The 26840-nt window shown below is 57.4% G+C and carries 18 protein-coding genes; 11 read left to right on the forward strand and 7 right to left on the reverse strand.

Translation table 11 applies throughout. The annotated features are described in order from the left end of the window. Positions 1–125 precede the first annotated feature (125 nt). On the reverse strand, positions 126–557 hold the full coding sequence (locus CC94_RS0105330) for a GlcG/HbpS family heme-binding protein (RefSeq protein ID WP_005374619.1): 432 nt from the start codon (positions 555–557) through the stop codon (positions 126–128). A gap of 3 nt (positions 558–560) precedes the next feature. After that, positions 561–1187, reverse strand: coding sequence for an arylesterase (locus CC94_RS0105335; RefSeq protein ID WP_005374620.1), 627 nt, complete (start codon positions 1185–1187; stop codon positions 561–563). A 27-nt stretch (positions 1188–1214) separates the two neighbouring features. Here CC94_RS0105335 and CC94_RS0105340 point away from each other — a divergent pair, with 27 nt between their 5' ends. From CC94_RS0105340 to CC94_RS0105350, 3 genes are all read left to right on the forward strand, one after another. Continuing rightward, positions 1215–1880, forward strand: coding sequence for an ABC transporter ATP-binding protein (locus tag CC94_RS0105340; protein WP_005374621.1), 666 nt, complete (start codon positions 1215–1217; stop codon positions 1878–1880). Continuing rightward, positions 1877–4363 carry an ABC transporter permease gene (locus tag CC94_RS0105345; protein ID WP_005374622.1) on the forward strand — a complete coding sequence of 829 codons (2487 nt, stop codon included), beginning with the start codon at positions 1877–1879 and terminating at the stop codon, positions 4361–4363. Before CC94_RS0105340 ends, CC94_RS0105345 begins: the two co-directional genes overlap by 4 nt. 90 nt (positions 4364–4453) lie before the next feature. Next, positions 4454–4849 (forward strand): glycine zipper family protein, encoded by a 396-nt coding sequence (locus tag CC94_RS0105350; RefSeq protein WP_005374623.1) that lies wholly within the window; start codon positions 4454–4456, stop codon positions 4847–4849. Positions 4850–4899: 50 nt separating this feature from the next. Here the strand turns inward: CC94_RS0105350 and CC94_RS0105355 are convergent, their stop codons facing one another. Then, positions 4900–5637 (reverse strand): tRNA1(Val) (adenine(37)-N6)-methyltransferase, encoded by a 738-nt coding sequence (locus CC94_RS0105355; RefSeq protein WP_005374624.1) that lies wholly within the window; start codon positions 5635–5637, stop codon positions 4900–4902. A 38-nt stretch (positions 5638–5675) separates the two neighbouring features. Beyond that, positions 5676–9779 (reverse strand): hypothetical protein, encoded by a 4104-nt coding sequence (locus tag CC94_RS0105360; protein WP_031430046.1) that lies wholly within the window; start codon positions 9777–9779, stop codon positions 5676–5678. Positions 9780–9937: 158 nt separating this feature from the next. Between CC94_RS0105360 and CC94_RS0105365 the strand changes: the two genes are divergently transcribed. From CC94_RS0105365 to CC94_RS0105375, 3 genes are all read left to right on the forward strand, one after another. After that, positions 9938–10390 (forward strand): universal stress protein, encoded by a 453-nt coding sequence (locus CC94_RS0105365; protein ID WP_005374626.1) that lies wholly within the window; start codon positions 9938–9940, stop codon positions 10388–10390. A gap of 78 nt (positions 10391–10468) precedes the next feature. Then, on the forward strand, positions 10469–11035 hold the full coding sequence (efpL, locus tag CC94_RS0105370; protein ID WP_005374627.1) for an elongation factor P-like protein EfpL: 567 nt from the start codon (positions 10469–10471) through the stop codon (positions 11033–11035). A gap of 14 nt (positions 11036–11049) precedes the next feature. Beyond that, positions 11050–12183 (forward strand): methyltransferase, encoded by a 1134-nt coding sequence (locus CC94_RS0105375; RefSeq protein ID WP_031430047.1) that lies wholly within the window; start codon positions 11050–11052, stop codon positions 12181–12183. 107 nt (positions 12184–12290) lie between these two features. Here the strand turns inward: CC94_RS0105375 and CC94_RS24050 are convergent, their stop codons facing one another. Next, positions 12291–12446 carry a hypothetical protein gene (locus tag CC94_RS24050; RefSeq protein WP_005374629.1) on the reverse strand — a complete coding sequence of 52 codons (156 nt, stop codon included), beginning with the start codon at positions 12444–12446 and terminating at the stop codon, positions 12291–12293. A 387-nt stretch (positions 12447–12833) separates the two neighbouring features. Here CC94_RS24050 and mfd point away from each other — a divergent pair, with 387 nt between their 5' ends. Beyond that, positions 12834–16295 carry a transcription-repair coupling factor gene (gene mfd, locus CC94_RS0105385; RefSeq protein WP_005374630.1) on the forward strand — a complete coding sequence of 1154 codons (3462 nt, stop codon included), beginning with the start codon at positions 12834–12836 and terminating at the stop codon, positions 16293–16295. Positions 16296–16664: 369 nt separating this feature from the next. Here the strand turns inward: mfd and CC94_RS0105390 are convergent, their stop codons facing one another. Beyond that, complete coding sequence (locus tag CC94_RS0105390) at positions 16665–17390, reverse strand: phosphoadenylyl-sulfate reductase (RefSeq protein WP_005374631.1); 726 nt, start codon at positions 17388–17390, stop codon at positions 16665–16667. Then, positions 17387–18994 carry a glutamate--cysteine ligase gene (gene gshA / locus CC94_RS0105395; RefSeq protein WP_005374633.1) on the reverse strand — a complete coding sequence of 536 codons (1608 nt, stop codon included), beginning with the start codon at positions 18992–18994 and terminating at the stop codon, positions 17387–17389. Before gshA ends, CC94_RS0105390 begins: the two co-directional genes overlap by 4 nt. 98 nt (positions 18995–19092) lie before the next feature. Between gshA and recQ the strand changes: the two genes are divergently transcribed. The 4 genes from recQ (at position 19093) to CC94_RS0105410 (ending at position 25615) form a co-directional block, all read left to right on the forward strand. Then, positions 19093–21216: a DNA helicase RecQ gene (recQ, locus tag CC94_RS0105400; protein WP_005374634.1), complete on the forward strand. Its 2124-nt coding sequence runs from the start codon at positions 19093–19095 to the stop codon at positions 21214–21216. Between the two features lie 172 nt (positions 21217–21388). After that, positions 21389–22255, forward strand: coding sequence for a hypothetical protein (locus CC94_RS23580; protein WP_005374635.1), 867 nt, complete (start codon positions 21389–21391; stop codon positions 22253–22255). A 243-nt stretch (positions 22256–22498) separates the two neighbouring features. Continuing rightward, positions 22499–22909, forward strand: coding sequence for a hypothetical protein (locus CC94_RS23585; RefSeq protein WP_157203377.1), 411 nt, complete (start codon positions 22499–22501; stop codon positions 22907–22909). A 1008-nt stretch (positions 22910–23917) separates the two neighbouring features. Continuing rightward, on the forward strand, positions 23918–25615 hold the full coding sequence (locus CC94_RS0105410) for an ATP-binding protein (protein ID WP_005374638.1): 1698 nt from the start codon (positions 23918–23920) through the stop codon (positions 25613–25615). Positions 25616–26840: the final 1225 nt, after the last annotated feature.

The following is a 26840-nucleotide window of genomic DNA, read 5'->3' on the forward strand; positions in this document are numbered from 1 at the left end:
GGCGATTACGTATATCCTGACAAACCGGAGCGTCCTTGCCTAATCAAAAACTTCCGCCTTCCCCAGCAAGCGGCCCGGAGCCTGGAAACTCCCTTTTCCCCAAACCGATGCCGGTTCACCGCTTCCTATACGCCTGCCGCAAATCCGGCCGCCTCGATGCCGGCGATCGCACAGCGCTCATCCTGGTCCGATACGTCGCCGCTGATTCCGACCGCGCCGATCAATTGATTATTTTCCTTGTCGCGAATCAGTACGCCGCCCGGCACCGGCATCACCTTCCCCTGCGACAGCGTAACCAACGAATTCATGAAGTCCGGCCGCTGCACCGCAACGCCGGCTAGGCTTCTCGACGACACGCCCATGCTGACCGCCCCCCAGGCTTTGGCGGTCGCGATATCCTGGCGGATCATGCTGGCGCCGTCTTCCCGCTGCATCGCTTTCAAATGCCCCGCCGCATCCAGCACCACCACGGTCAACGGCGCCATTTTCAGTTCTCTGGCCTTGGCAATCGCAGTCTGTATAATCAAATTGGCTTTTTCCAATGTCAAAATGTGCATCCTTCAATCTCTTTTTTCAGGTGATGTGTTGAGTAAAGGCAATAAGTACCGCCAAATCTTGTCCGCGATCAGCGGCTGGGCTTTCGCATTCGGATGCAGGCCGTCGGGCTGCATCAGTTCCTCGGCCAGCGCAATATCTTCGAGGATGAACGGCACCAAAGGCACGGCCATTTCCCGGGATAATTCGTGGTACACATTATAAATCATATCGATATAGCGTTTACCGTAATTCGGAGGGATGGTCATGCTGAGCAGCAGCACCTTCGCGCCGCGCTCCCGGCTGCGGCGGATGATCTCGCCCAGATTGTGCTTCAACGCAGCCGGCGAGAGTCCGCGCAAGCCATCGTTCGCGCCGAGCTCGACGATCACGGCGGCAGGCTTTTGCTCGTCCAGGATGCGGTCGATGCGGGCCAGGCCGCCGGCGCTGGTTTCGCCGCTGATGCTTTCGTTGCGGACCCGGGCCTTGCTGCCCGCCTGCCGCAGTTTGGACTCCAGCAAGCGTACCCACCCCTGCTCGACTTCGATCCCGTAGGCGGCGCTGATGCTGTCGCCCAGCACCACCACCGTTTCGGCGTGTAGATTGAGCGAAAACAAGGCCGCACCCAGCCATAAACTTAATTTCGACAACATGACTAAACTAACCCGCGCAACGAATCCATGACGGACATTATCGTAACAGAAAACCTCAGCAAATCGGTGGCGACTTCCGAAGGCGTCTTGCCTATCCTGAACTCGATCGATTTACGGATCCGGCGCGGCGAGAGCGTCGCGATCACCGGCGAATCCGGCTCCGGCAAATCGACGCTGATCGGGCTTCTGGCGGGACTCGACACGCCCAGCGCCGGCTCCGTCCGGCTGGACGGCCGCTCGCTGACCCAACTCGACGAAGACGGCCGCGCGGCGCTACGCAACGAACTGATCGGCTTCATGTTTCAGTCGTTCCAGTTATTGTCCGGCCTGACCGCACTCGAAAACGTGATGCTGCCGCTCGAACTGAAAGGCGACCGGCAGGCCACATCGAAGGCCCGCGAATGGCTGGTCCGGGTGGGCCTTCGCGAACGCCTGAAGCATACCCCGAAGCAGCTCTCCGGCGGCGAACAACAGCGCGTGGCGCTGGCGCGCGCGTTCGCGACCCGTCCGCGGATCCTGTTCGCGGACGAACCGACCGGCAACCTCGACAGCCGGACCGGCGCGACGGTAATCGATCTTTTATTCGAATTGAACCGGGAAAACGGCACCACCCTGCTCCTGGTGACCCACGACGCCGCGCTGGCGGAACGCTGCGGACGCACGGTCAAACTGGCTTTCGGGAGGCAGATATGAACAGAATGAAACTGGCGTTGCGCCTGCTCGGCCGCGAAGCGCGGTCCGGCGAGTTGACGCTGCTGATGCTGGCGCTCTTGATCGCGGTCACTGCCCTGACCGCCGCCTCGCTGTTCGCGGACCGCCTGGAACGGGCGATGACCGCGCAAACCGCCGAATTTCTGGCGGCCGACCTGGTCATCCAGAGCCCCGGCCCGATCCCGGCGGAATGGCTGGCCGAAGCCCGCCGGCTGGGTCTGAAAGAGGCACGGACGACCGAGTTTTCGAGCATGCTGATCGAGAACGACGAAATGCTGCTGGCCAGCATCAAGGCGGTCGACGCCGCCTATCCGTTGCGCGGCTTCTTGAAAACCGCCGATGCCGAGCACCGGACCGAAACGGTCGTCACTCACGGCCCTGAAATCGGCGCAGCCTGGGTCGAACGCCGTATCCTGTCCGCACTGAAGCTGAAATTCGGCGATGTGTTGACGATCGGCGAGAAAAAGCTCAGGATCACTCAAATCCTGACCTACGAGCCCGATCAGCAGGGCGGCTTCTTCAGTTTTTCGCCGCGCGTGATGATCAACGCAGCCGACCTGGAAGCGACCAAAGTGATCCAGCCCGGCAGCCATGTGCACCGGTTCTTCCAGTTCAGCGGCGACTCGAAAGCGCTGTCCGCCTTCCGGCGCTTCGTGAAACCGCAGTTGAATCCCTCGCAGCGCCTGCTGGACGTTCACGAAGACCGGCCCGAACTCGGCTCGGCGCTGACCCGCGCCGAACAGTTCCTGGGCCTGTCGAGCATCGTGGTGGTGATCATTGCCGGCGCCGCGATCTCGATGGCGGCGCGGCGCTACAGCGAACGCCATTTCGATGCCTCGGCCCTGCTCGGCTGTTTCGGCTGCACGCAGGGGGAAATCCTGAGGCTCTACTGCCTGCAGTTCGCGATCCTGGGACTGGCCATCGGCGCGCTGGGTTGCGGATTCGGCTGGCTGTTTCAGGAAGGGCTGTTCCTCTTGCTGCGCCCCTTGCTGCCCGCTTCGCTGGCGCAGCAGCCGGGCATCCTCGCGGTACTGTTCGGCGCCGGCGCCGGCCTGATTATCCTCTTCGGCTTTGCATTGCCGCCGATCCTGCGCCTTAAGCGGGTACCGCCGCTCCGAATCCTGCGCCACGAGCTGGAACCGTTGCCGAGCAGCGCCTGGCTGGTTTACGGCCTGGCGCTGACGCTGGTCTGCGCGCTGGTCTGGCGCTACACCGGCGACGCCCGCATGACCGCGGTCGTCGCCGTCGTCACGATTGCAGCATTGCTGCTGCTCGCCTTGGTCATTTGGGCTATGCTGTCCGCGACCCGCAAGCTGCTGCCCCGCCTGCCACTGAGCTGGCGTTTCGGCTGGCGCGGCCTGCTCCGCGAACCGCGCGCGAGCATTGCCCAGATTCTGGCATTCGGCGTCACGCTGGCCGCGATATTGTCGAGTCTAATGGTTCGAAATGAGCTGCTCGATACTTGGCGTCAACAATTACCCGACAATGCGCCAAACCATTTTGCGCTGAACATTTTCCCCGACCAGTTGGCGGCGTTCAAACAATCCCTTCAAGCCAAAGGCATCGAAAGCAGCCCGTTTTATCCGATCGTGCGGGGTCGGCTGACACATATCAACCAAACGCCGGTGCAGCGGATCGCGGTCAAGGGCTCGCAGGGCGACAACGCCACGCACCGCGAATTGAGCCTGACCTGGAGCCGCGAGCTGCCGGAAGAGAATACGATTGCGGCCGGCGAGTGGTGGAATCGAGACGCGCCCGGCCTGGTATCGGTCGAACGGAAACTTGCCGACAGTCTGGGCATCGAAGTGGGAGACCGCCTGACCTTCAGCTCCGGAGGGCGGCAGTTCGAAGCGACTGTGGCCAATTTCAGGGCGCTGCGCTGGGAATCGATGAAGCCGAATTTTTACATGATTTTTTCGCCCGGCACTTTGGAAGATTTTCCCTCTACTCTGATGACCAGTTTTTATCTGCCGGAAGCGAAAAAAAGCGCATTGAACGCGCTGGCAAAAGAATTCCCGGGCATGTCCATCCTCGAAGTCGAACGGATCCTGCGGCAATTGCAGACGCTGTTCACGCAATTGACGGAAGCGGTGAATTATTTGTTCTACCTGGCTTTGTCGGCCGCGCTGACGGTCCTGTTCGCGTCCGTGTACGGCACGCTGGACCAGCGTATCCACGAAAGCGCGCTGCTCAGGACGTTCGGCGCCTCGCGCGGCTTTCTAAGGAAAATGCAGAGCATTGAATTTTTCTGCCTTGGCGCTATCTCAGGAGTGATCGGCGTATTGATCGCCGAATCCCTGAACTTTGCGCTGTACCGCCAAGTAATGCATATCCCGTTCCAGCTACACCGCGACTTATGGCTGACCGTCCCTTTACTCAACGCCGTGATCGTCTGGTTGTCGGGCCTGTGGGGGTTGCGCCGGGTAGTCCGCAGGCCTCCATTGCGGAGTTTAAGAGAGCTATAATATGATCGGATTAAGATCAGACCGTTCATCCGTTATTCATCAAAGATCGGCTACACTTTGTTCCAACTAAAATTTAAAGAAGGTAAACCCATGAAAAAATCAGCTTTAAGCTTGGTCATTATCGGCAGCGTCCTGCTGACGGGCTGCTACAGCTACGGCGGCTGGCAGCCGACTGTAGACCCTTACAATGACCCGAATGCTTATCGAATCAATCAGGATATGGCCGAATGCCAGCAGCTCGCCAAACAGGCCTCCGGCGGCACGACCAAGGAAACCGCGATCGGCGCGGGCGCCGGCGCATTGATCGGCGCGGCGGGCGGCGCGGTGGTCGGCGCCTTCACCGGCAATCCGGGCGCGGGCGCGGCGATCGGCGCGGCGGCAGGCGGTTTCGGCGGCGGCGCCAAACAAGGTTACGAAGCCGAAACCGATTACAAGCGCGCGTATGCGACCTGCATGCGCAACCGCGGACACCGCGTAGTCAACTAAAAGTCATCTTCCCGGGCAGGCACAAGGAAGTGCTTGCGCCATCGGCTCTTTCAACCACTGTCCCTGGCGTTTTCGCTTTCCGCGAAGCGCATCAGAAGTTTCGCCAGACAGGTCCGGGCCGTTGCCGAATAGACACCAGGCTCGTCATAAACCGTAATCGTTTCGAAAACCGGTCCCGGCACAGGCTGCCGGCCGAACGTCAAGGCGGCTACCTTGGCTTTGCTGTGCGCATAGCCTCGGAAAACGGTCTGGCGCCATAAATGTAGACCGGCCTGCGCGCCCAAGCGGGTAAACGTTATCCCCGACTGCACGGGCAGCAATACATAAAACACCCCTTCCCGCGCGAGCAGCCGCTCCGCGATCCCCGCAAGTTCGGCATGCGTCAGATGCACATTATGACGGGCGGCATTGCGCATCGGCTCGTCGGCGTTCAAATGGTCCTCGAAAAAGGGCGGATTGCTGACGATCAGGTCGTAGCGGCCGGATGCCATGTCCGCGAAATGCTGAATGCTGTCCCGAACCGCCTGCAGCCGGTCGGCCCAGGGACTGCGGCGGAAATTTTCCGCCGCCTCCCGGCACGCGTCGTCCATCAGCTCCACGCCGGTTACCCGGCCGGCGCCGAGTTGGGCCGCGATCAGCGACAACAGGCCGCAGCCGGCGCCGATGTCCAGCACGCGATCTTCCGAACCGACCGGCATCATCGCACCGAACAACAAACTGTCCGTACAGATTTTCATCGCCGCCCGTTCCTGGCTGACCGAGAATTGCTGAAGGCGAAATATCGACATCGCTTGTCTCCAGGTCCCGTTAAACCTGCCGCAGGCCCTTATTCGGGATGACCGACATTCGCCTGCGCCTCATGTTTCGCCGCTTTCGGCGGGCTCTTTTTCCACAAGCCGCGGCTCGAAAAGCACCCCCATCCCCATTTCAGCCAATTCAGCAAGGCGGCGGCCAGCCACAGCGACCATGCCAGCATCAACAGGCGGTAAACCTTCAGCGGCACCGAAACGACGGCCGCTTTCGGCAACGGCGCTGCGCTTCTGTCCTGGTACCAGTTCAACGAATACGGGGATGACTGGTTGCCGGTGATCATCATGTCGGGCGTATTCAGCAGGCCTTGCGAAACCGCGGCGAACAAGATTCCCAGCGACAGGATCGTCAAACCGCCGAGCAGAACCTGCAGGGCGTTGAAATAGCGGATCTCGGCGGCGGATTTTCCGCATCGCCAGCCGAGCAGCATCAGCCAGGCGATCACGACCAGCGCGGTCGCCAGCGGAATCTGGCTGAGCCCGGCCAGCAGCAAGAACCACTGCCAGTGTTTCAGCGGCGTCAGCGGTATCCTGCCGAGCCCCGCCGACAATAGCGCCAGCACGATCAATACGCCCCAGAACAACACCGCCGGCCCCATTTTCGGACCGTCGACCCACAACACCCAGCGGTCTTCGCCGAGCCGGATGTTCAGGCCTGCATTCACGCTGGGCGCGCCGAGGTCGACCTCGGGCGTGGCCACGCTGGCGGCAATCGGCTGCGCTTCGAGCCAGCGCAGCGTGACCGTTTGCGTGCCGGGCCTGATCGGCAGGACCAGCTTGCGGCCTTCCAGGCGCAAAGGCTGTGGCTGGCCGTCGATCGCGACCGTCTGCAGTTCCGCAGCCTCCGGCAACAAGAGCGGATGCTGTCCGCCTTGCGAGCTGCGCAGGCTGAGCGAAAGCTCCGTATCGCGGATGCGCTTGCCGGGCGTCACCGTCAGCCGGCTATTGTCGATCGTCAGCGTCCGGCCGGCAGCCGCCTGCGGCCGCGAAACCGCCAGCACGACTTTCTCGCCGGGCCAGGGCCGCCATTCGGGCAGCCAGCGCTGTTCGTGATTCAGGTAGATCATCGGAATGCCCGACGTTTCGATGTGCCAGACCGGGCTTACGTCGGCCCTGAAAACCTCGATCCACGGGTTGGTCGGCGCAGCGGCCAGTTCGAGCTTGTCCGCTTTGGCGAGCGTCGACACCCACGCCATTTCATTCTGGCCGGCCGCCATGTTTACGTCGGCCCTGCCGTTCCTGACGCGCACGCCGGGCGTGGTGACCGCTTCGCCGGACAGCAGCGGCACCGACAGCAAAACCGGCGAGCCGGGCTCGGACAGCCGGACGATCCGGGTCGTCACCCGCCAGTCCAGGCCCAACTGCAGCGTGCGTTCGATCCGGACGAACGCCGGCAGCACGCCGGGCGCCAATGCCTCGGCCTGAGTCTTGTCCTGGACCTTTTGCACGCGTTCGAACCGCAGTTGCTCGCCCGGCAGGCCGTTTTCGCCGATTCCTACCGTTTCCCAGCCGCTGCCCTCCACCGTCACCCGATGCGGTTTCAGCGGCAGCGGCAGGGTAAATTGGCCGGTCGCCGGCAAAATACCGCGCAGCACGACCGCATGCCGGCCCGGATCGAGATGCAGCCAGAGATTGTTGCCGGTACGGAACAACCCCGGAGCGGGCACGCCGTCGACGGTCACCCGATTCGGAAACCACTGCAGGTCATCCGCCGGCAGCGGTACCGCAACGTCCTGCTGCGCATGCATTTCCAGCAAAAGCTGTAGCGCTTCGCCGTCGAATTTGATCTGCATCGCCGAACTTTCGGCGCAGGCCGGCAGGCAGTCGGGTGCTTCGAGCAGGCGGGCTTTCAATTGATCCAGCACCGCCTGGCCCGGAAAATCCGCATGGGCTTGTTCGGACGGCAGCGACAGCACCGGCATCAGCAAGCACCAGAAAATCAACGCGGGAGAGCCTTTGAAACGGAAAATCCATTTTTCGGCAACCCCGAACATCAAGAGCGCCAGCACCGCAATCAAGGCAACGCGCAGAAAATTCAGCGCCAGCGTCAATCCGGGCGGCAAATACCAGAGCGTCAATGTCTGGCCCGGGTCGACCGAACCGTTCCAGGTCAGCAGCACTCTATGCCACTGCCAGGTGGGCAGGCCCGGCCCGGTCTGAATCTTCGCGTTCGGGTCGACGCGTTCGACGTCGGCCGGCTGGTTTTCGATATATGCCATGCCTTCGGCGACGCTGCCGACCGCTTCGGCCATTTTCGATTTGCTGAACATTCGCCGCGGCTCTCTTGCTTCACTCATCGCGTCCGCTTCCGGCGCGGCCATTTGCGCGGCCACCGGAGAAGGCGGCGCGCTCAGGCTCTGCCAGGGCCTTTCCAGTTGCGGATAAAGTCCGATGCGTACCTGATCGATCATGAACGGCACCGCGATCAGGATCAGGCCGAGCCAGCTCGCGCGCCGGTACCAGCGCGTGAATTGCAGGAAACGGCCTTCCGGCAGCACCCGGATCAACGCGGTTGCCGCCAGAAGATGCAGCCAGACATAATGCGGCGCGCCGGCTTCGTGCCAGATCAACGCGAGCGCGACCACCGCGGTGCCTCCCCACAATGGCGTCCACAGCTTGTAGACCGCGAGCGCCGAGACCAGCACCAGAAACAGGTCAAGCAGGGTCCAGCGGGCGATCCAGGAATCCGGCACGTTGTCGACGCCGCCCGCCGCAAACAGGCGCCAGCCCGGCGGCAGGTTCAGCTCGGCGCTGACCTGCTGGAAGCTTTGCTCCCAGCCGACCGCGCTGATCTTGCCGATCGCGCCGGTCAGGCGGCTGTCCGCCTCCAGCGAGAGGATCCCGCGCCGGACTTCGACCCCTTCCTTGCCGGAGCCTTCGAGGCGCGTGATCAGTTGATCGCTGCCGTCCAGCGCGACCTTGCCGAGCTTCAGCTCCGGCAGCGCATTCAGCCGCCAGCCGCGCGTCATTCGCCCGTTGATCGTATCGTTGACGGTATAGCCCCCGCCGTCGAAGTCGAGCCACAGTTTGCGCGTCAAATTGAGCTGGCTCGGTTCGGGCTCCGGATCGCCGCGCCGGATCACCTTGAACCGCATCGCCTGGCCGGATTCAATCCGGTAAGCGGGCCAGGCTTTCCAGTCGTCCGGCAAATTGGTCAGGTTCGCATCGACCGCGCCGACTTGCTCGACTTCCACGACCCTGAGCGCCGGGCGCGCATCGAAGACCCAGATTTCCGAGTCCGGCCAGGCCGCTTCCTGCTCGTCCGTGACAGCCGGCGCCTGGAACGGCAATGACTCGACCGGCCCGGCGCTCCGATAGGCCAGATCGACCTGCCAGCGGCCGGGGCGCAGCTGGAGCAAGAGCCGTCCGTCGTCTTCGAGCCGCGCCGGCAACGGACTGCTCAAATGCAAGGGAATGAAGCCTTCCGGCACCGGCACGGCCAGCTTCAGTTCGCGCGGTTCGCCGGACACGTCGAGTACCAGCCGGGTGATCAGTTCCAGGGGCACCTCGTCGACGATGCGCCTGAATACCTGCAATACAACTTTGTTCTCGATGCCCGCGGGCTTGCCCGGACGCTGCTCCGGGGCTCTCACCCAAATCTGGCCGTCCCTGAATACCGGGTAAGGCACGGGGCTGCCGTTTACGTTCAGGCTCACCAGCCCGGTATCGGCCGGTACCGCCAACGTTTCGGGCATCGCGTCCCAGAAAAATTCGCCCTTGATCCGGTACGCCTTCGGCTCCGGGCCAGTGTTATCCAATTTGAGCGCGGGCAAATCGTTCCGGCTAATCACCTCCGCCGAACCGTCGTTCAGCGTGACCGCCTGCGGCCAGTGCCTGTCGTCGCCCGGCAGCATGATCCAGCCATCCCGGAACGCCGCGCCGCGCAGCGAAAACGCGCCGCGCCGGTCGCCGATGTCCAGCGCCAGTTCGGTCGGCCAGCCGCAGTGCTTTTCGTCGAAGCGGTTGTACAGGAAAGGACAGCCGTGTTCCGGGCTATCGTGAAGGACCCAGTCGATCCAGGGCTTGAGCGGTTCGGGCGCCCGCTCCGGCGCCAGCGGCACGGCCTGGGCCGAGGAAAAACCCAAAAACAAGACAAAGCACAGACGGGCGAAACGGTTCATGAAGGCTCCCCAGCGAGTGAACTTGCTGCGGTATCTTACTTGGAACTTGGCAAAATTTCTAACGGGTTTGTTGGCCGCCGAAAGACAATCGCTTACACGATCGAAACGCTGAATTTGGTAGAATAGCCGATCGACTGACAGTGAAACGGACAATGTTCATGACGGCTTATCGCCATATTCTCCTAACCGCGGATTTTTCGGAAGACGGCGCGTCGATTGCCGTGCGCGCCCAATCCCTGGCCGCCTCGTACCGGGCAAAATTGAGTATCCTGCATGTACTCGACGACATCCCGATGCCCGACACGCCTTACGGCACCGTGATTCCGGTGGATCAACCGTCCGAATACGGCCTGCTGGAGGCAGAGCGCGGCAAGCTGCTTGCGCTGGGCGCCGAACTCGGCGTCGCTTCTGCCGATCTCTGGCTGATCTGGGGCGTGCCGAAAGACGAAATCGTGCGGCATGCCGAAAAGATCGCGGCCGACTTGATCGTGACCGGCTCGCACGAGCGGCACGGGTTGACCTTGCTGCTGGGCTCGACCGCGAACGGCGTGCTGCATCATGCGCCCTGTGATCTGCTCGCGGTCCGGATTCCCGATGACGAAGGGATTTGAATCCTTCATTATCGTTCCTTCGCTCCGCGTGGGAACGATGCTATTCAAAGTTAGAAAACCTGATAGAGGAGAACAACCGTGGCCAAGGCCAGTGATTTAAAAAAAGGCATGGTCGTCGAAATCAACGGCGCCCCGCATGTAGTCAAACAGGTCGAAGTCAGAAGCCCGTCGTCGCGTGGCGCTTCGACCTTGTACAAGGTGCGCTTCAACAACCTGAAGACCGGGCAAAAGCTCGACGAAACGCTGAAAGGCGACGATGCTTTCAAGGACGCCGACTGCGTGCGCGCGAAGGTGCAGTTTTCGTATCAGGACGTCGGCAATTTCATCTTCATGAACCAGGAAGACTATAGCCAGTACACCCTGAACGCCGACGACCTGGAAGGCAAGGTCGAATACCTGACCGATGGCCTGGAAGGGATCGTGGCGCTGCTGGTCGATGACGAGATCATCGGCATCGAACTGCCGTCCTCGGTCGTGTTCACGATCGTCGAGACGCCGCCCGCAATCAAGGGCGCCACCGCATCGAGCCGGACCAAGACCGCGAGGCTGCATACCGGCCTCGAAGTGCAGGTGCCCGAATACATCGAAACCGGCGAATCGATCAAGGTGAATACCGAAACCGGAAAATTCATGTCCCGGGCTTGAACGTCGGCCGCCGGATGCTGTTCAATTGCCCCCAGGGCGCCTTCGACCTGATCCGTCTGCCGCTGCGTCCTAACGAACTGTTGCAGCCTTTCGACGCGGCGGACGAGTATCTGCTGACGCATCTGGCCGAGCAGGGCCTGCCGAAAGCCGGCAGCCGCGTGCTGATCGTCAACGACAGTTTCGGCGCGCTGGCGGTCGCGTTGAGTGATTACCGCCCCGATGCGGTGTCCGACTCTTTTCTGTCGCATCGGGCCACCGAAATCAATCTGGAAAAGAACGGCAAGACACGGGACAGCACACGACTCCTGCACAGTCTGGAGCCGTTGCAGGGTTCTTACGACCTGGTGCTAATCAAAATCCCGAAGACGCTCGGCCTTTTGGAGCACCAGCTGATCAGCCTGCACGGCCATTTGCAGCCGGACGCGCAAGTGATTCTGGCCGGGATGGTCAAGATGCTGCCCGGCTCGGTCTGGCAATTGGCCGAGCGCCTGCTCGGCCCGACCACGACCGCATTGGCGCGCAAAAAAGCCAAACTGATCTTCGCGAAGCCGATTCCGCGCGACGATCCGCCGCCGAATCCGTATCCGGTGCGCTACCGGCTCGAAAATACCGGTTTTCGGATCGTCAATCACGCAAACGTGTTCTCGCGGGACAGTCTGGACATCGGCACGCGTTTTTTTCTCCGGCATCTTCCCGAAGGCTTGGGCCGGTCCGAGATCGTCGATCTGGGCTGCGGCAACGGCGTGGTCGGCTTGATCGCGGCGCGGCGCAATCCGGAAGCCGTGCTGCATTTTATCGACGAATCCTACATGGCGGTCGCTTCCGCCAAGGAAAATTTCGAAGCCGCGTTCGGCACTGAACGCAAGGCAACCTTTCAGGTAGGCGACGGTCTTAAAGCATTCTCATCGGAATCGGCCGATTTGATTCTCTGCAATCCGCCGTTTCATCAGCAATATCTGCAGGGCGACCAGATTGCGGTCGGGATGTTCAGGGACGCGAAGCGGGTATTGCGCCGGGACGGCGAATTATGGGTGATCGGCAACCGGCATCTCAATTATCATGCCGTTCTGGATCGCTTGTTCGGAGGCTGTTCCGGGGTAGCGGCCAATCCGAAGTTCGTGATTCACAAGACCCGGAAAAGACGCTAGAGAAGTAAAGATCGATTCGGCCTGAATCAGCCGGGAAAGAAGGCCCGCGCCGAAGCTGGAACAGCGGCGCGGAGAATGAAGAAGCAGTTATACATGGAAAAAATTCCTTAACCGTTGGTAGCTCTGCGGTTCAGGAACATGTTGGTGTAGATCGCGGCCGACGCGAAGAAGACGTTCGAAAAAATGAACTCGCCGGAAATGAAACCGGCAATCCCGCTGATGAACATAAGGCCGATGATGATGTCGCGTTTGACGTTCGACATAGTGCTTACTCCTAAGATGTAGTTGATAGTAAATGAAAATTTCACGGTTACAGTATAGGGTTGAGATCCGGCATTTACAATATTAGCAACAGTTAATTAATAGTTTCCTGCTTATTGACAATAGCGCCTACTGTCCTTACACCGGAGCATCGGCTTCACCTTCCCGTTATCTCCATGCTTTTAAGTTAAGAATTGCGTAGGCCGGGCTAGCGAAGCGTATCCGGCGATCATGTGGCGGATGCGCTTCACTTATCCACCCTACAGTTCATTAATTTGAACAGTATTGCCCTATCCCCGTTGCGGCTTCCGCGCACAGCATCGCTGCGATCAAAGTGTTAAACTATCGCTTTTTGTTGCGATTCGCGCATCGGACCACTCCTGCCCCCCATGGCTGAAGATAACGCCTTGATTTTTTCACCGACCGTGCCCGCGTCCAAAAACGCCGTGCAGATTTGGAACGGCCTCTACGGCTGCGCCGACGCACTGGCGCTGGCCTCGGCGATCAAAAACGAGAACCGGCTGTTTCTGATCGTGACGGCCGACAACCACACCGCGCTCCGGCTCGAACACGAGCTGGCATTTTTCCTGCAGGATACCGGCCTGTCGATCCTGCATTTTCCGGACTGGGAAACCCTGCCCTACGACGTGTTTTCGCCGCTGCCGGAGATCATCTCGGAACGCCTGAAAACGCTCGCCCAGTTGCCCCAGGTCAAGCGCGGCGCGCTGATCGTCTCGGTCGCGACGCTGATGCACCGGCTCGCGCCCAGGGAGCATGTGCTGGCATACAGCTTTTCGCTGAGCGTCGGCGAGGTTTTCAACCTGGAGCTGAACCGGATCAAACTCGAAAGCGTCGGCTACCAGTGCGTCTCGCAGGTGTATCAGCACGCTGAATTCGCGGTGCGCGGCTCGATCGTAGACCTGTTCCCGATGGGCAGCCAGGCACCTTACCGAATCGAACTGTTCGACGACGAAATCGAATCGATCCGCACATTCGATCCCGAAACGCAGCGCTCCCTGGACAAGATCGGCCGGATCGAGCTGTTCCCGGCGCGCGAGTTCCCGTTTACCGACGAGGCGATCAAGCACTTCCGACAGGCCTTCCGCGAGCTTTTTCCGGACGCCTCGACCAAAAACGCCCTGTACAGCGACATCAGCAAAGGCATGGCACCGGGCGGCATCGAATATTACCTGCCCTTGTTCGTCGAACGCACCGCGACCCTGTTCGACTACCTGCCCGCCGACGCGGTATTCGTGCTGCCGGCAAAGCTCGAGGCGCAGGCCGAGGCCTTTGCCGCGGAAGCGCACGAACGTTTCGAACAGCGCCGGTTTAATCTCGACCGGCCGTTATTGAAGCCGGAACTGTTGTTTTTGAACCCAACCGAGCTGAAACAGCGCACTGCATCTTTCGCGCAAATCGCTCTGCAGAGCGGCGATGCGGCGCCGGAAGCTAAAATCGCGTTCGACTGCACGCCGCTGCCCGAATTGACGATCGACGCGAAACTGAAGGAGCCCGCGCAACGGCTGCGCCAATTTATCGAAGGCTTCGACGGCAAAATTCTATTCGTCGCCGAATCGGCCGGCCGCCGGGAAGGCCTGATCGACCGGCTGAAAAACTTCAAAATCCGGCTGAAAACGGTCGAAGGCTGGCGCGACTTCATCGCGGCCGAGGACAAGCTCTGCATCACGGTCGCGCCGATGGATCAAGGCCTGTGGCTCAAACAGCAGAAGATCACGGTGATCCCGGAAAGCCTGCTGTCCGGCGAAAAAGCCCAGCAGCGGCGCCGGCGACGGATGGCGGCGGCGAAGGAACTCGAAAAGATCGTCAACAACCTGAACGAATTGACGATCGGCTCGCCGGTGGTGCATCAGGAACACGGCGTCGGCCGCTACCTGGGCCTGCAGACGCTGGAGATCGGCGGCATCCCGGCCGAATTTCTGGCGCTCGAATACGCGCAGGGCGACAAGCTGTACGTGCCGGTTTCGTCCCTGCACCTGATCGGGCGCTACACCGGCGTCGACCCGGAAACCGCGCCGCTGCACAAGCTCGGCGGCGACCAGTGGAGCAAGGCGAAAAAGAAGGCGATCGAAAAAATCCGCGACGTCGCGGCGGAGCTGTTGGAAATCTATGCAAAGCGCGCGGCCAAGAAAGGCCACGAGTTTCATATCGCCGACAACGATTATCAAGCTTTTGCCGACGCGTTTCCGTTCGAGGAAACGCCCGACCAGCAGACCGCGATCGAGGCGATCCTGGAAGACATGGCCAGCCCGCAGCCGATGGACCGGGTCATCTGCGGCGACGTCGGCTTCGGCAAGACCGAGGTCGCGATGCGCGCGGCCTACATCGCGGTGCAGGACGGCAAGCAGGTCGCGGTGCTGGTGCCGACCACCCTGCTTGCGCAGCAGCATTACCAGAACTTCCGCGACCGTTTCGCGGACTGGCCGGTCCGCGTCGAAGTGATGTCGCGCTTCGTGACGCCGAAACAGCAGAAGGAGATCGGCGATGCGCTCGCGGAAGGCCATGTCGACATCATCATCGGCACGCACAAGCTGCTGTCGAAAGAACTCAAATACAAGGCGTTGGGCCTCGTGATCATCGACGAGGAGCACCGTTTCGGCGTGCATCAGAAAGAGCATTTCAAGAAGCTGCGCAACGAACTGGACCTGCTGACCCTGACCGCAACGCCGATCCCGCGGACGCTGAACATGGCGATGTCCGGCCTGCGCGACATTTCGATCATCGCCAGCCCGCCCCCGAACCGGCACGCGATCAAGACCTTCATCAGCGAGTGGGTGGACGCGCTGGTGCAGGAGGCTTGCCTGCGCGAAATCAAGCGCGGCGGCCAGATTTTCTTCCTGCACAACGACATCAAGTCGATGGGCAAAATGGCCGGCGAACTGCAAAAGCTGGTGCCCGACGCGCGGATCGAAATCGCGCACGGCCAGATGCCCGAGCGCGACCTCGAACGGATCATGCTCGACTTTTACCACCAGCGCTTCAACCTGCTGCTCAGCACCACCATCATCGAGAGCGGGATCGACATTCCGAGCGCGAACACGATCCTGATCAACCGCGCCGACAAGCTCGGCCTCGCTCAGTTGCACCAGCTCCGAGGCCGCGTCGGCCGCTCGCACCACCGCGCCTACGCCTATTTCATCGTACCGCCGAAAACCTTGATGACCAAGGATGCCTTGAAACGGCTCGAAGCGATCGAAGCTTCCGGCGACCTCGGCGCGGGCTTCATGCTGTCCTCGCACGACCTCGAAATCCGCGGCGCGGGCGAGCTGCTCGGCGACGAACAGAGCGGCCAGATTCAGGAAATCGGCTATACCCTGTACACCGAACTGCTCGACCGCGCGGTGCATGCGCTGAAGTCGGGCAAGCAGCCGGAACTGGACCTGCCGGCCGAAATCGGCCCGGAAGTCGATCTGCAGGCTCCGGCCCTGATTCCGGAAGACTACTTGCCGGACATCCATGCGCGGCTGGTGCTTTACAAACGGATCGCGAACGCCGAAACGCGCGAAGACCTGCGCGATTTGCAAGTCGAAATGATCGACCGCTTCGGCCTGTTGCCCGAGCCGGTCAAAACCCTGTTCAGCGTGACCGGACTCAAGCAGGAGGCGCAAAAACTGGGCCTGAAAAAGATCGAGGCGAATGCGGCCGGCGGTCGGCTGGTGTTTACCAAGGAACCGAAAATCAACACCGACCAATTGATTCTATTGATTCAAACCCAGGCGCAGGTTTACAAATTCGACGGGGCGGACAAGCTGCGGTTCGTCAAAAAGTTCGAGACGGTCGAGCAGAAGTTGGAGTTTATCCGGGGGTTATTGGCGCAGTTGGCGGTTGGGTGAGGGCGCGGAATTATTTATATCCTCATCGATGGGTTTCGATTGATGGGTTTCGGCTGGCGCCTCTACCCATCCTACTTGGCTTCCTTGGGCTCGTACCTCCTGCATCCGTGCAGTCGTACCCATCCTATCTCGCTGTTATCCACGTCAAGCGTTATGAATTATGAAGAGCAGAGCGTAGGGCGTTTTCGCGATAGCAAAACGCCAATCCCCTTCAAAGCGCGGCGGATTGCCTAACGGCGAATCCGCCCTACAAGAGCCGGATGTGCCGACAAAGGAGGCGCATCAATCGCGAACGACACCCTAAAAGGCACTCGGTGCGCTTCACTTCGTTCAGCGCACCCTACGGGCCCGAGTTTTAGAGTGAAACGCCTATTTCCCTTCCACATTCGACGCATGCAGCCCGCATTCCTTCTTGGCCGCATCCTCCCACCACCATCTTCCGGCTCGCTCGTGCTGGTTGGGCAGTACCGGCCGGGTGCAGGGCTCGCAGCCGATGCTGATATAGCCCCGTTGGTGCAGTTCGTTGAACGGTACCTGGTAGGCTTCGATATAATCCCACACCTGCGCGGACGTCCAGTTCAGGAGCGGATTGAACTTGACCAGCGTATGCGCCGGCGTCGAAAACGCGGTATCGATCTGCACTTCGGGGATGTTCTGCCGGGTGTCCAGGCTCTGGTCCTTGCGCTGCCCGGTGATCCAGGCATCCAGATGCGCCAGCTTGCGTTTGAGCGGCTCGACCTTGCGGATGCCGCAGCATTCGTGATGACCGTCTTCGTAGAAACTGAACAAACCTTTCGCTTTGACCAGCTCGTCCAAAAGTTCCCGGTCCGGGCTCAGCACCTCGACCGCAATGCCATAATGCTTCCGGACCTTTTCGATGAGGCGGTAAGTTTCGGGATGCAGGCGGCCGGTATCCAATGAAAAGACCCGGATGTCCGGACGAATTTTGACCGCCATGTCGATCAATACCACGTCTTCCGCGCCGCTGAACGAAATCGCGATGTTGTCGAACAGTTCCAGCGCTTTTCTCAGGATCACGCGCGGATTTTTGTTCCGCAGTTCGGTCTGCAGGGCTTGAATATCGAAGTCGGTCATGCGGGCAGGGTCATATCGTCACATTGGGCAAAATAGCACGCCAGGAAATCGTCGAACGACAGCGTATCCCGGCTCTCGATCTCGGCCTGTTTGATCAGCGATTGTTCGGCGAGTTGCATAAATTCCTGCTGGCGAACTTCCGGAAGATGGCGGCTTTTGAAATACCGCACATGCTCGATCGACGACTGCAGCGCAAAACAGGCGAACGGCTCGTCGTTCTTCGACATCGCGCTCAGCATGCGGGCCGACGGGGTCAGATCCGGATTCCGCACCACCTCGCGCTGTTCCGCCAATGCCGCGCCGTACGGCTTATCGGCCAGGCCCTCGTCGAGCACCCGGCAAATCGGCTCCATCGCATCAAGGATCTCGTTCGCCCAGTCCTGCAACGGAATCGATTCGCCGTTCTTGTTCAGTTCCAGGCCGGGCTTCCGGCCGCTGTTCGCGACCGCCAGTTGATTCGCATTGTAGATTCGATAATCTTCCGGCGTGTTAGGCGGGCTTTCGTGGAGCAGACAGTTGAGCAGCAAGGCCTCGATGAAACGCCCCCGGCTCGGGTTAATCCCGACCGGCTCGAACACATCCAGATCGAGCGAACGCATTTCGATATACCGAAGGCCGCGCCGCTTCAGCGCCAGCGTCGGCTTTTCGCCGGACATCGCGATCTGCTTCGGACGCATCGTGCTGTAAAACTCGTTCTCGATCTGCAGAATGTTGCCGTTCAACTGCCGGTATTCGCCGTCCACTTTTACGCCGATCCGTTCGTACTCCGGATACGGGGTCGTGATCGCATGATAGAGGCTCTTGATATAGGCGGGCAACGAATTATAATCAATGTTCAGCGATGCCTGATTCTTGCTTTTGTAACCGATGTCGCTCATCCGCAGCGAGGTCGCGTAAGGATGGTACAGCGTGCCTTTGTTAAAGGTTTCGAACTGGCTCATCAACGACGGCCGGCTCTTGAAGAAGCTTTTGCAGATCGCCGGCGAGGCGCCGAACAGGTAAAGAATGATCCAGCCGACGCGCTGGAAGTTGCGGATCAGGCCGAAATAGCCGTCGGCCGTGAAAGCTTCGAGGCTGTCCTCGCGGTTTTCGAGCTCCCGCAGCGCCGGCCATAATTCGACCGGCACCGAATAGTTGAAATGAATCCCGGCGATCGACTGCATCGTGCGCCCGTAGCGGTGCCACAGGCCGCGCCGGTAGACGTGCTTCATTTTTCCGACATTCGAGGTGCCGTAGGTCGCGATCGGGATACTCTCGTCGCCGTCGATCCCGCACGGCATGCTCGCGCCGAGCAGCATTTCATCGTCCAGATGATCGTAAACGAACTGGTGCAGGTCGGTCAGGTAGGCGATCGTGTCGTCGATTTCCGCGAACGGCGGGGTGATCAGCTCGATCAGCGCTTCCGAATAGTCGGTGGTGATGTAGGGATGCGTCAGCGCGGAACCGACCGATTTCGGGTGCGGTTTTTGCGAGATGAAACCGTCCTTGCCGATACGGAGACTCTCCTTTTCGATGCCTTTCAGACCTCCCGAAATCAGGTGTTGGCGTCCGCTGTTCAAGAGCCGCTCCAGCCGCGGCGAAAGCATCGTATCGGAATGAGTCATGGGAAGGTCGTTATGCGCTTCTGTCCTGTATAATCGGACTATTATAAAAGGTTGGAACCCTTCGAGAAAAATTAAATGACGAGACGGAGTATGAGGCGATGAGCGCAGAAGCGCTTCGCATTCTGAAATCGGTATTCGGCTACGACCGCTTCCGCGAGCCCCAGGCCGACGTGATCGGCCATCTGGCGGCCGGCGGCGACGCGCTGGTGCTGATGCCGACCGGCGGCGGCAAATCGTTGTGCTATCAGATTCCGGCCCTACTCCGCGACGGTGTCGGGATCGTGATTTCGCCCTTGATCGCGCTGATGCAGGACCAAGTCAGTGCGCTGACCCAGCTCGGCATTCGCGCGGCGTTTCTGAATTCGACGCTGAGCCTGGACGATGTCCGGCGGATCGAACAGCAACTCGTGGGCGGCAAACTCGATCTGCTTTACATCGCACCGGAACGGCTGACCGCCGAACGGACGCTGTCCCTTTTCTCTCGCATCAAAATCGCCCTGTTCGCCATCGACGAAGCGCACTGCGTCTCGCAGTGGGGCCACGACTTCCGCGCCGATTATCTGCAGCTCTCGCTGCTGCACGAACGTTTTCCCGCCATCCCCCGCATTGCGCTGACCGCGACCGCCGACCCGAAAACTCGCGAGGAGATCCGGCATCGGCTCGGCCTTGCCGAAGCCCGGCTGTTCCAGCGCGGCTTCGACCGCCCGAACATCCGCTACCGGATCGTGCAGAAACAGAACGCGCGCAAGCAGTTGCTCGACTTCATCCGCGCCGAGCACGACGGCGATGCCGGCATCGTCTATTGCCTGTCGCGCAAAAAGGTCGAAGAAACCGCCGTGTGGCTGGCGGCGCAGGGCTTCAAGGCGCTGCCGTACCATGCCGGCATGGCGGCTCCGGCACGCCAGCACAACCAGCACCGTTTCCTGATGGAGGAAGGGCTGATCGTCGTCGCGACGATCGCGTTCGGGATGGGCATCGACAAACCGAACGTGCGCTTCGTCGCCCACCTGGACCTGCCGAAAAGCGTCGAGGCCTATTATCAGGAAACCGGCCGCGCCGGGCGCGACGGCCTGCCCGCCGACGCCTGGATGGCCTACGGCCTGCAGGACGTGATCATGCTTCGGCGCATGCTCGCCGATTCGCCCGCCGACGCGGCGCGCAAGCGGCTCGAGCTGCACAAGCTGGACGCGATGCTGGCGCTGTGCGAACAGGTGCATTGCCGGCGGCAGGCGCTGCTTGCCTATTTCGGGGATCAACTGGACCGGCCCTGCGGCAACTGCGACACCTGCCTGGAACCGGTCAAGACCTGGGACGGCACGCTGGCCGCGCAACAGGCCCTGTCCTGCGTCTACCGGACCGGCCAGCGCTTCGGCGTTGCGCATCTGATCGACGTGCTGCTCGGCAAAGCCACCGAAAAAGTGCTGAGAAACGGGCATGACCGCGTCTCGACTTTCGGCATCGGCAAACAACTGGACGAACAGCGCTGGCATTCCTTGTACCGACAACTGATCGCGCGCGGCCTGGTCGACGTCGACTTCGACAGCATGGGCACCCTGAAGCTGAACGACGCCGGCCGGCCGGTACTGCGCGGCGAGGAAACCCTGATGCTGCGCGAGGACATCCGCCCGGAAAAAACCAAACGCGCCGCCAGGAAAACCGGCATCGCCGCCGGCTCGCCGCTCTGGGAAGCGCTGCGCGCCAAACGCCGGGAAATCGCCGAGGAACAAGACGTGCCGCCTTATGTGATCTTTCATGACGCGACGCTGATGGAAATGATCTCGGCGATGCCGCAAAACCTCCGGCAAATGGCCGCGATCTCGGGCGTCGGCGCACGCAAGCTGGAATTATACGGGGAGCAGTTCCTGGATGTGATCCGGGGGCATGCCGAAACCCCTGATCCGGCATCTTCCGAAGATACGGTCGGTGCGTCGATCGAACTGTTCCGGCTCGGCTACAGCGTCGAACGGATTGCCGCGCAACGCGGCTTGAAAACAACCACCGTTTACGGGCATCTGGCCGAAGGGATCGAGCGGGGATTGGTGGCGTTGAATGAGGTCGTCGAATTGCCGGAGCGCGAGATCGATTTGATTCAGGATGCGATATTGAATCTTCCCGAGGCACAGAAGAGGGCGTTGAAGCCGGTTTACGAGCAATTCGGCGGGGTTTATTCGTATGAGATATTGCGGTGTGTGCGGGCGGGGTTGGACAGGTCTACCGTATGATAGCCCGCGTAGGTCCGATTAGCGCAGCGTAATCGGACGCATGTCAGTCGGATAGGTCGGGCAACAGCGTCATCGTTGTCCGACGTCAAGGCCCATAGGATGGGCTCTCTAAAATACCAGTAGCGTGGGTTAATTTTACTTCTATCAAACACCTATAACTGCGGACCCAATCTTGAAAAAATATCCCCTAAAAAGTGAAGATCATCATTGGTGGCCAAAATGTGTTTCTAAACATTGGAAAGATGACCAAGGGTTTGTGCATAGATTATCTGCGGATGGAATCGATGACATATATAAAAAACATGAAAAATTGGGTTATATTACCGATGCCCACTCAATTAAGTTTGCAGATAAACCAACAGATTGGGACGAATGTTTCGAGTCTTCTTTTGATTCCGTAGATAATAACAAAGGATTTCGGTATATTATTGCTTGGCTTAAAAGCTTAGAAAGTAGTATTGATTCACCAAAAGAAGAACAAGATAACCTAGATAAACTGCTCGAATGTGTATTATCACTAATCGTGAGGAGTCCAAGGTTTCGCAATCAAATAAAACTTAATATTGATATAACTGGCACATCATTAAGGAAAAACCTGATAAGCCTAAACCAAAGAGATACTTTTCATAAATTTAAAACGGCGTTGCTAGATCATGGAAAATTCTGTATCGCGTTTTCGAGAGATTATGAATTTATCTTTGGTGATGGTTTTTATAATAACTTCACTTCTTCGATTGGCGCACCTATAGAACCTAGAGCAATCGTTCCCATCTTGCCAAATATCTGCGTATTTTACAGCCACCCATCATATTGCAAGAGAAATCCACGCTTGATTACCATAGAGTTAGAGCAAACCGAGGTTGATTTTATAAATCAAACCACCATGATCTATAGCCAAAATTATGTTTTCTACAGGTCGCAAAAACCCATTATCACTGAAAGTTTCAGTTGTAAAAAATTTCTAAAATACGATCCAAATGGTGATCCAGTGATAGATGCTTTCTCAAAGATATTTCATAGCCCGCGTAGATCCGATTAGCGTAGCGTAATCGGACGCATGTCAGGCATCGCCTCTTACTTCAGAAGAAGCATCACCACACCAACCCGTATAAGGCGGAACCGATTTACCGGGTTCCGCCATTTGGAACGAGCCTGGATACCGATCGGTTTCTGTGAGCTCGGGGCGATGAATCGAGCTTTGCTTTATCTGTCGGCTTTGGGTTGGCGGATCACCTTCGACATCCGCCCTACTCGGCTTTCTCTTTTGGAGAAAATTAACAACATGAAAACATTATTACTTTTAATAAGTATATTTTTTGGGGGCTGCAGCACTACTATAATAATCCCTGCCCCCTCCCCACTTCCATCACCTGACAAAGCCACAATAGTTTTTATATATAAGGGTCTTGGCATATATGAAACACACAAAACTAAAGTATTTATTGACGACAAAGTTGTTGGAACAGTAAATACCATATCACCACTTACGGTTACCGTTTCACCTGGGGAACATAAGTTATATACAAAAACCTCAGGCCAGGTTATCGATAGAATAAATTCTAGTTATTTCCAAGAAAACAGAGTTTATTATATGTCTATTTGGTTTGAAGGCGGCGTATGGGCTGGATCAATGTGGATAACAGAAATACCTCAAATATCTGAGTTCGAAGTAATTAAATATTCTTTCCAATAAAAACCCGTGTAAGGCGGAACCGGTTTACCGGGTTCCGCCATTTGGAATAGGACCGTAGGATGCGCTGAACGAAGTGAAGCGCATCGTTCGCGATTGATGGGCTTCGTACCTCAACCCATCCTACGAGCTGACGCAAATCCGCCCTACAGCCGGGTAGGTCGGGCAACAGCTTCATCGTTGCCCGACGTCAGCTGGCAATCTTGCTTCGCTATTGCGACAGTCTGAAGCCGCTACCCAATTGAAACCCTGCAATGTCCGGCACAAAAAGCGTGCCCGACCTACGTGGCTTTTCAACAATCAGGGGCAACCCGTATAATTCGGAATAGCCCGCGTAGGTCCGATTAGCGCAGCGTAATCGGACGCATGTCAGGCATCGCCCTCTACTTCAGAAGAAGCATCCCCGCACCAATCCGCGTAAGGCGGAACCGGTTTACCGGGTTCCGCCATTCGTAACGGGCCAGGATGCCGGCCGGATTCTGCAAGCTTGATGCGATGAGCCGAGCTTTGCTTATCGGCTTCGGATTGGCGGAACGCCTATCGGCTTCCGCCCTACACTTTGAAGCCGATACCAAATTGAAACCCTGCAATGCCTGGCACAAAAAGCGTGCCCGACCTACTCGGCTAGTTATACGCTAAACCAGAGAAGCCCCATGTTCGAAAACTTTCCGAAAACCCGCCCACCGTTGCCGAAGGAAATTCAAGCTGTTTACTCAACACATTACAAGTCAAATCGCGAGGGTAAGACAACAGCATCCTCGTTAGCGCAAAGAATGGAGTCGTGGTTGCATACCCAAGTCGCACGGGATGTCGCCAACCTAGAGGATTCGGCAAAAGCCGGGTAGGTCGGGCAACAGCTTCATCGTTGCCCGACGTCAGGTGGCAATTTTGCTTCGCTATGGCGACAATCTGCAACCGCTACCAAATTTGAAACCCTACAATGTCGGGCACAAAAAGCGTGCCCGACCTACTCGGCTAATTAGAGTTATGTGCTTTGAGGGAGACCGTCGTATGAAGAAGTTTGACCTTAATATCGAAAAAATACTTGAAGACTGGGAAATGCATCATGCGATTAGAGAAATAATCGCAAATGCGCTAGACGAGCAGCTTTTGACGAAAACTGATGATATAGTAATTGCCAAGAATGGCAATTCTTGGATCATTCGGGACTTTGGTCGCGGGCTAAAGTATTCACATCTTACACAAAAAGAAAACCAAGAAAAACTTTCTAGTACAAATGTAATTGGAAAGTTCGGTATTGGACTGAAAGATGCCCTGGCGACTTTTGACAGGAGAGAAGCGATAGTGTCTGTAAAATCAAGATATGGCCAAATATCCATTGAGAAGTCGCCAAAACAGGACTTCCAAGACATCAGTACATTGCATGCAATAATTGAAGATCCCGTTGACGCCCACTTTATAGGTACAGAATTTGAGTTAAAGGGTGTGGCAGATGATGAGGTTGATACGGCAAAGAAACTTTTTCTGAAATTCTCTGGTGAAGAGGTTATAGAAACTACAATGCAGGGGCAAGTTGTCAAGCGACATGGAAATCATGGGAATATTTATATAAATGGCGTAAAAGTATCAGAAGAAGAGAATTTTTTGTTTAGCTATAATATCACGAGATTGAGCGCCCCAATAAAGAAAGCTATTAATAGAGAAAGATCGAATGTTGGGCGTGGTGCCTACACAGATTCTGTTAAAAAAATATTGCTCAATTCAAAACAAAAAGAAATTGCAGAAACCCTTGCAAAAGACTTAACGAATATCAATAGAGGAACTGCTCATGATGAATTAAGTTGGATTGATGTTCAAGAACACTCAGTTAAAATTTTAAATCAAACAGGGAAGTATCTTTTTATTACCTCCTTTGAGGCGATGCAACATCCTGACATGATCGACCACGCGAGAAATAGTGGTCATGAGATCATTACTATACCTGATAATTTGAAGGATAAAATTCAAGGAGTAAGAGATTTATCCGGGAATCCTATTATCGATATTACTCAATTTGTTGAAAATTATAATGATAGCTTTGAGTTCAATTTTGTTGACCCAGACAAATTGAGCAACGAGGAAAGAGTTGTTTACCAATTTACACCAAAGATACTTGACTTGTTCGGCAGAGTACCAAAGAAAGTAAAGGAAATTAAAATATCCTCTACGATGAGGAAAGATTTTTTTGATGAAACAGAAACGCTTGGCTGTTGGGATCAGAAAACGAGTTCAATTATCTTGGCTCGTAAAACATTAAAGTCACTCCCTGACTACTCTGGCACACTAATTCATGAATTAATACACGCAAAAACCGGACATGATAGTATCTCAAGGGCATTTGAAAACTCTTTGACTGAAAAAATTGGCGATCTTTGCAGCAAGATTCTCGGCAACTCAGGAAAAGATATAACGAAAGCTGAGTTAATCGATTCTATACTTGAAGAAATGGATCGTGTTTGGGGCGAAGATGGTTTAGGCGGCGAACCAGATGAGTACGCTTGGCTGTTGGAAAACTTCAATATCACTGAAGAAGATGACGTGCAGTGGCAGCTTATTCTTCAGCACAGTATGAATGATCTTTATGACGAAGATTTGGAAGATGAAGAGTTAATGACTTTCTTAGAAGATGATCAATCCGTAATCCAATTTCTTCAGGAGTTTCTTGGAAAATATAAAAATTCGTCTGCAAGCTATGTTAATCGTGATTAAATTCATCAACCCGTAACCCGTAACCCGATCGGGTGGAGGTAACGGGATTGCGCCCGTTACCCCTCCCACACCACCGGACATGCGGTTTTCCGCATCCGGCGGTTGAACCTAGCGACTTATCCTGTCGCAAAATCTGATGGAACCCATAAGCGATTCAGGACACTTTCCATCAGATTTTCATTCAGCACCTGCTCTTTCTCCTTCGCCCAAGTCTCGACTCGTACCTCGTGCCCTGGCTACCGACGGGAATCCACCCGTCTCACTCAGCCACCGGCGCGAATAGCTGCCGCCGTGGCAACGTTCGCCCGTTTCGGAATACTGCGCGCCGTTCCCTGGAGATGTTCAAAATGGTCTGTCTCTCGGTTCTTCGGCCCTTCGCTCTGCCTGGTTTCCAAGGCTTCTTCGCTACTACGGCTTCTGCTGACTTCTCCCAAACTCTCATTCGGGAGATTTCCCCGGGTAAGGGACTAAAACTTTCTGCCCGTGCCGTCAAGCTCTACCTGATGCGTCTTTCGGTAACGGTTGGATTTCGTGTTCCCTAGCACACTCATCGCCCGCACCCGGCCTCTCTGCTTGTTCGTGTTCCTACGGTCGTGCTTTTGCTACGCGCTTCTTTCAGCCTGGCCTCGCGGCTTCACCCTTGCGTTTCGCTACGGTTGTCGTTACTCCTTCCGGTTATCTCTTTTCAGATAACAAGTTTTAGCCCATGCCGGGCACACTAAGGCGGAACCGGCTTTGCCGGGTTCCGCCATTCGGAACGGGCCAGGATGCCGACCGGTTTCCGTGAGCTTGGGGCGATGAACCAGGCTTTGCTTTATTTTGGTTGGCCTCGGGTTGGCGGAACGCCTATCGGCTTCCGCCCTACACCTACCCGGCTATTGCGCCATGAACTTGGGACACCAAAAAATTGGATGCAGTCGTTCTGCTTGAGTACTTCACCCCAATATCAGGAATGGAAACGGTCGCTCCACCATTTTTATAATCCGTTTCCTATTGTTGAACATTATGAGTTGGTACTTGAACAAAATGCCTAACATGATACTCAACCTCGCTCCCTTCGGTCGCTGGACGCTACGCGATAAAGCCGCGCAGCACCGGTTAGCTCTACGTTAGCGCACTATTCCTATGAACAAAGGTTACGTGTATCATTCGAAATATTATGAGCCCAACAGTCTTCCGCGAAGCAGGCTTCCGGTTTTACTTCTTCTCTCGGGAAGAGCCGAGG

It is taken from the genome of Methylomicrobium agile (assembly GCF_000733855.1).
Classification (GTDB): Bacteria; Pseudomonadota; Gammaproteobacteria; order Methylococcales; family Methylomonadaceae; genus Methylomicrobium; species Methylomicrobium agile.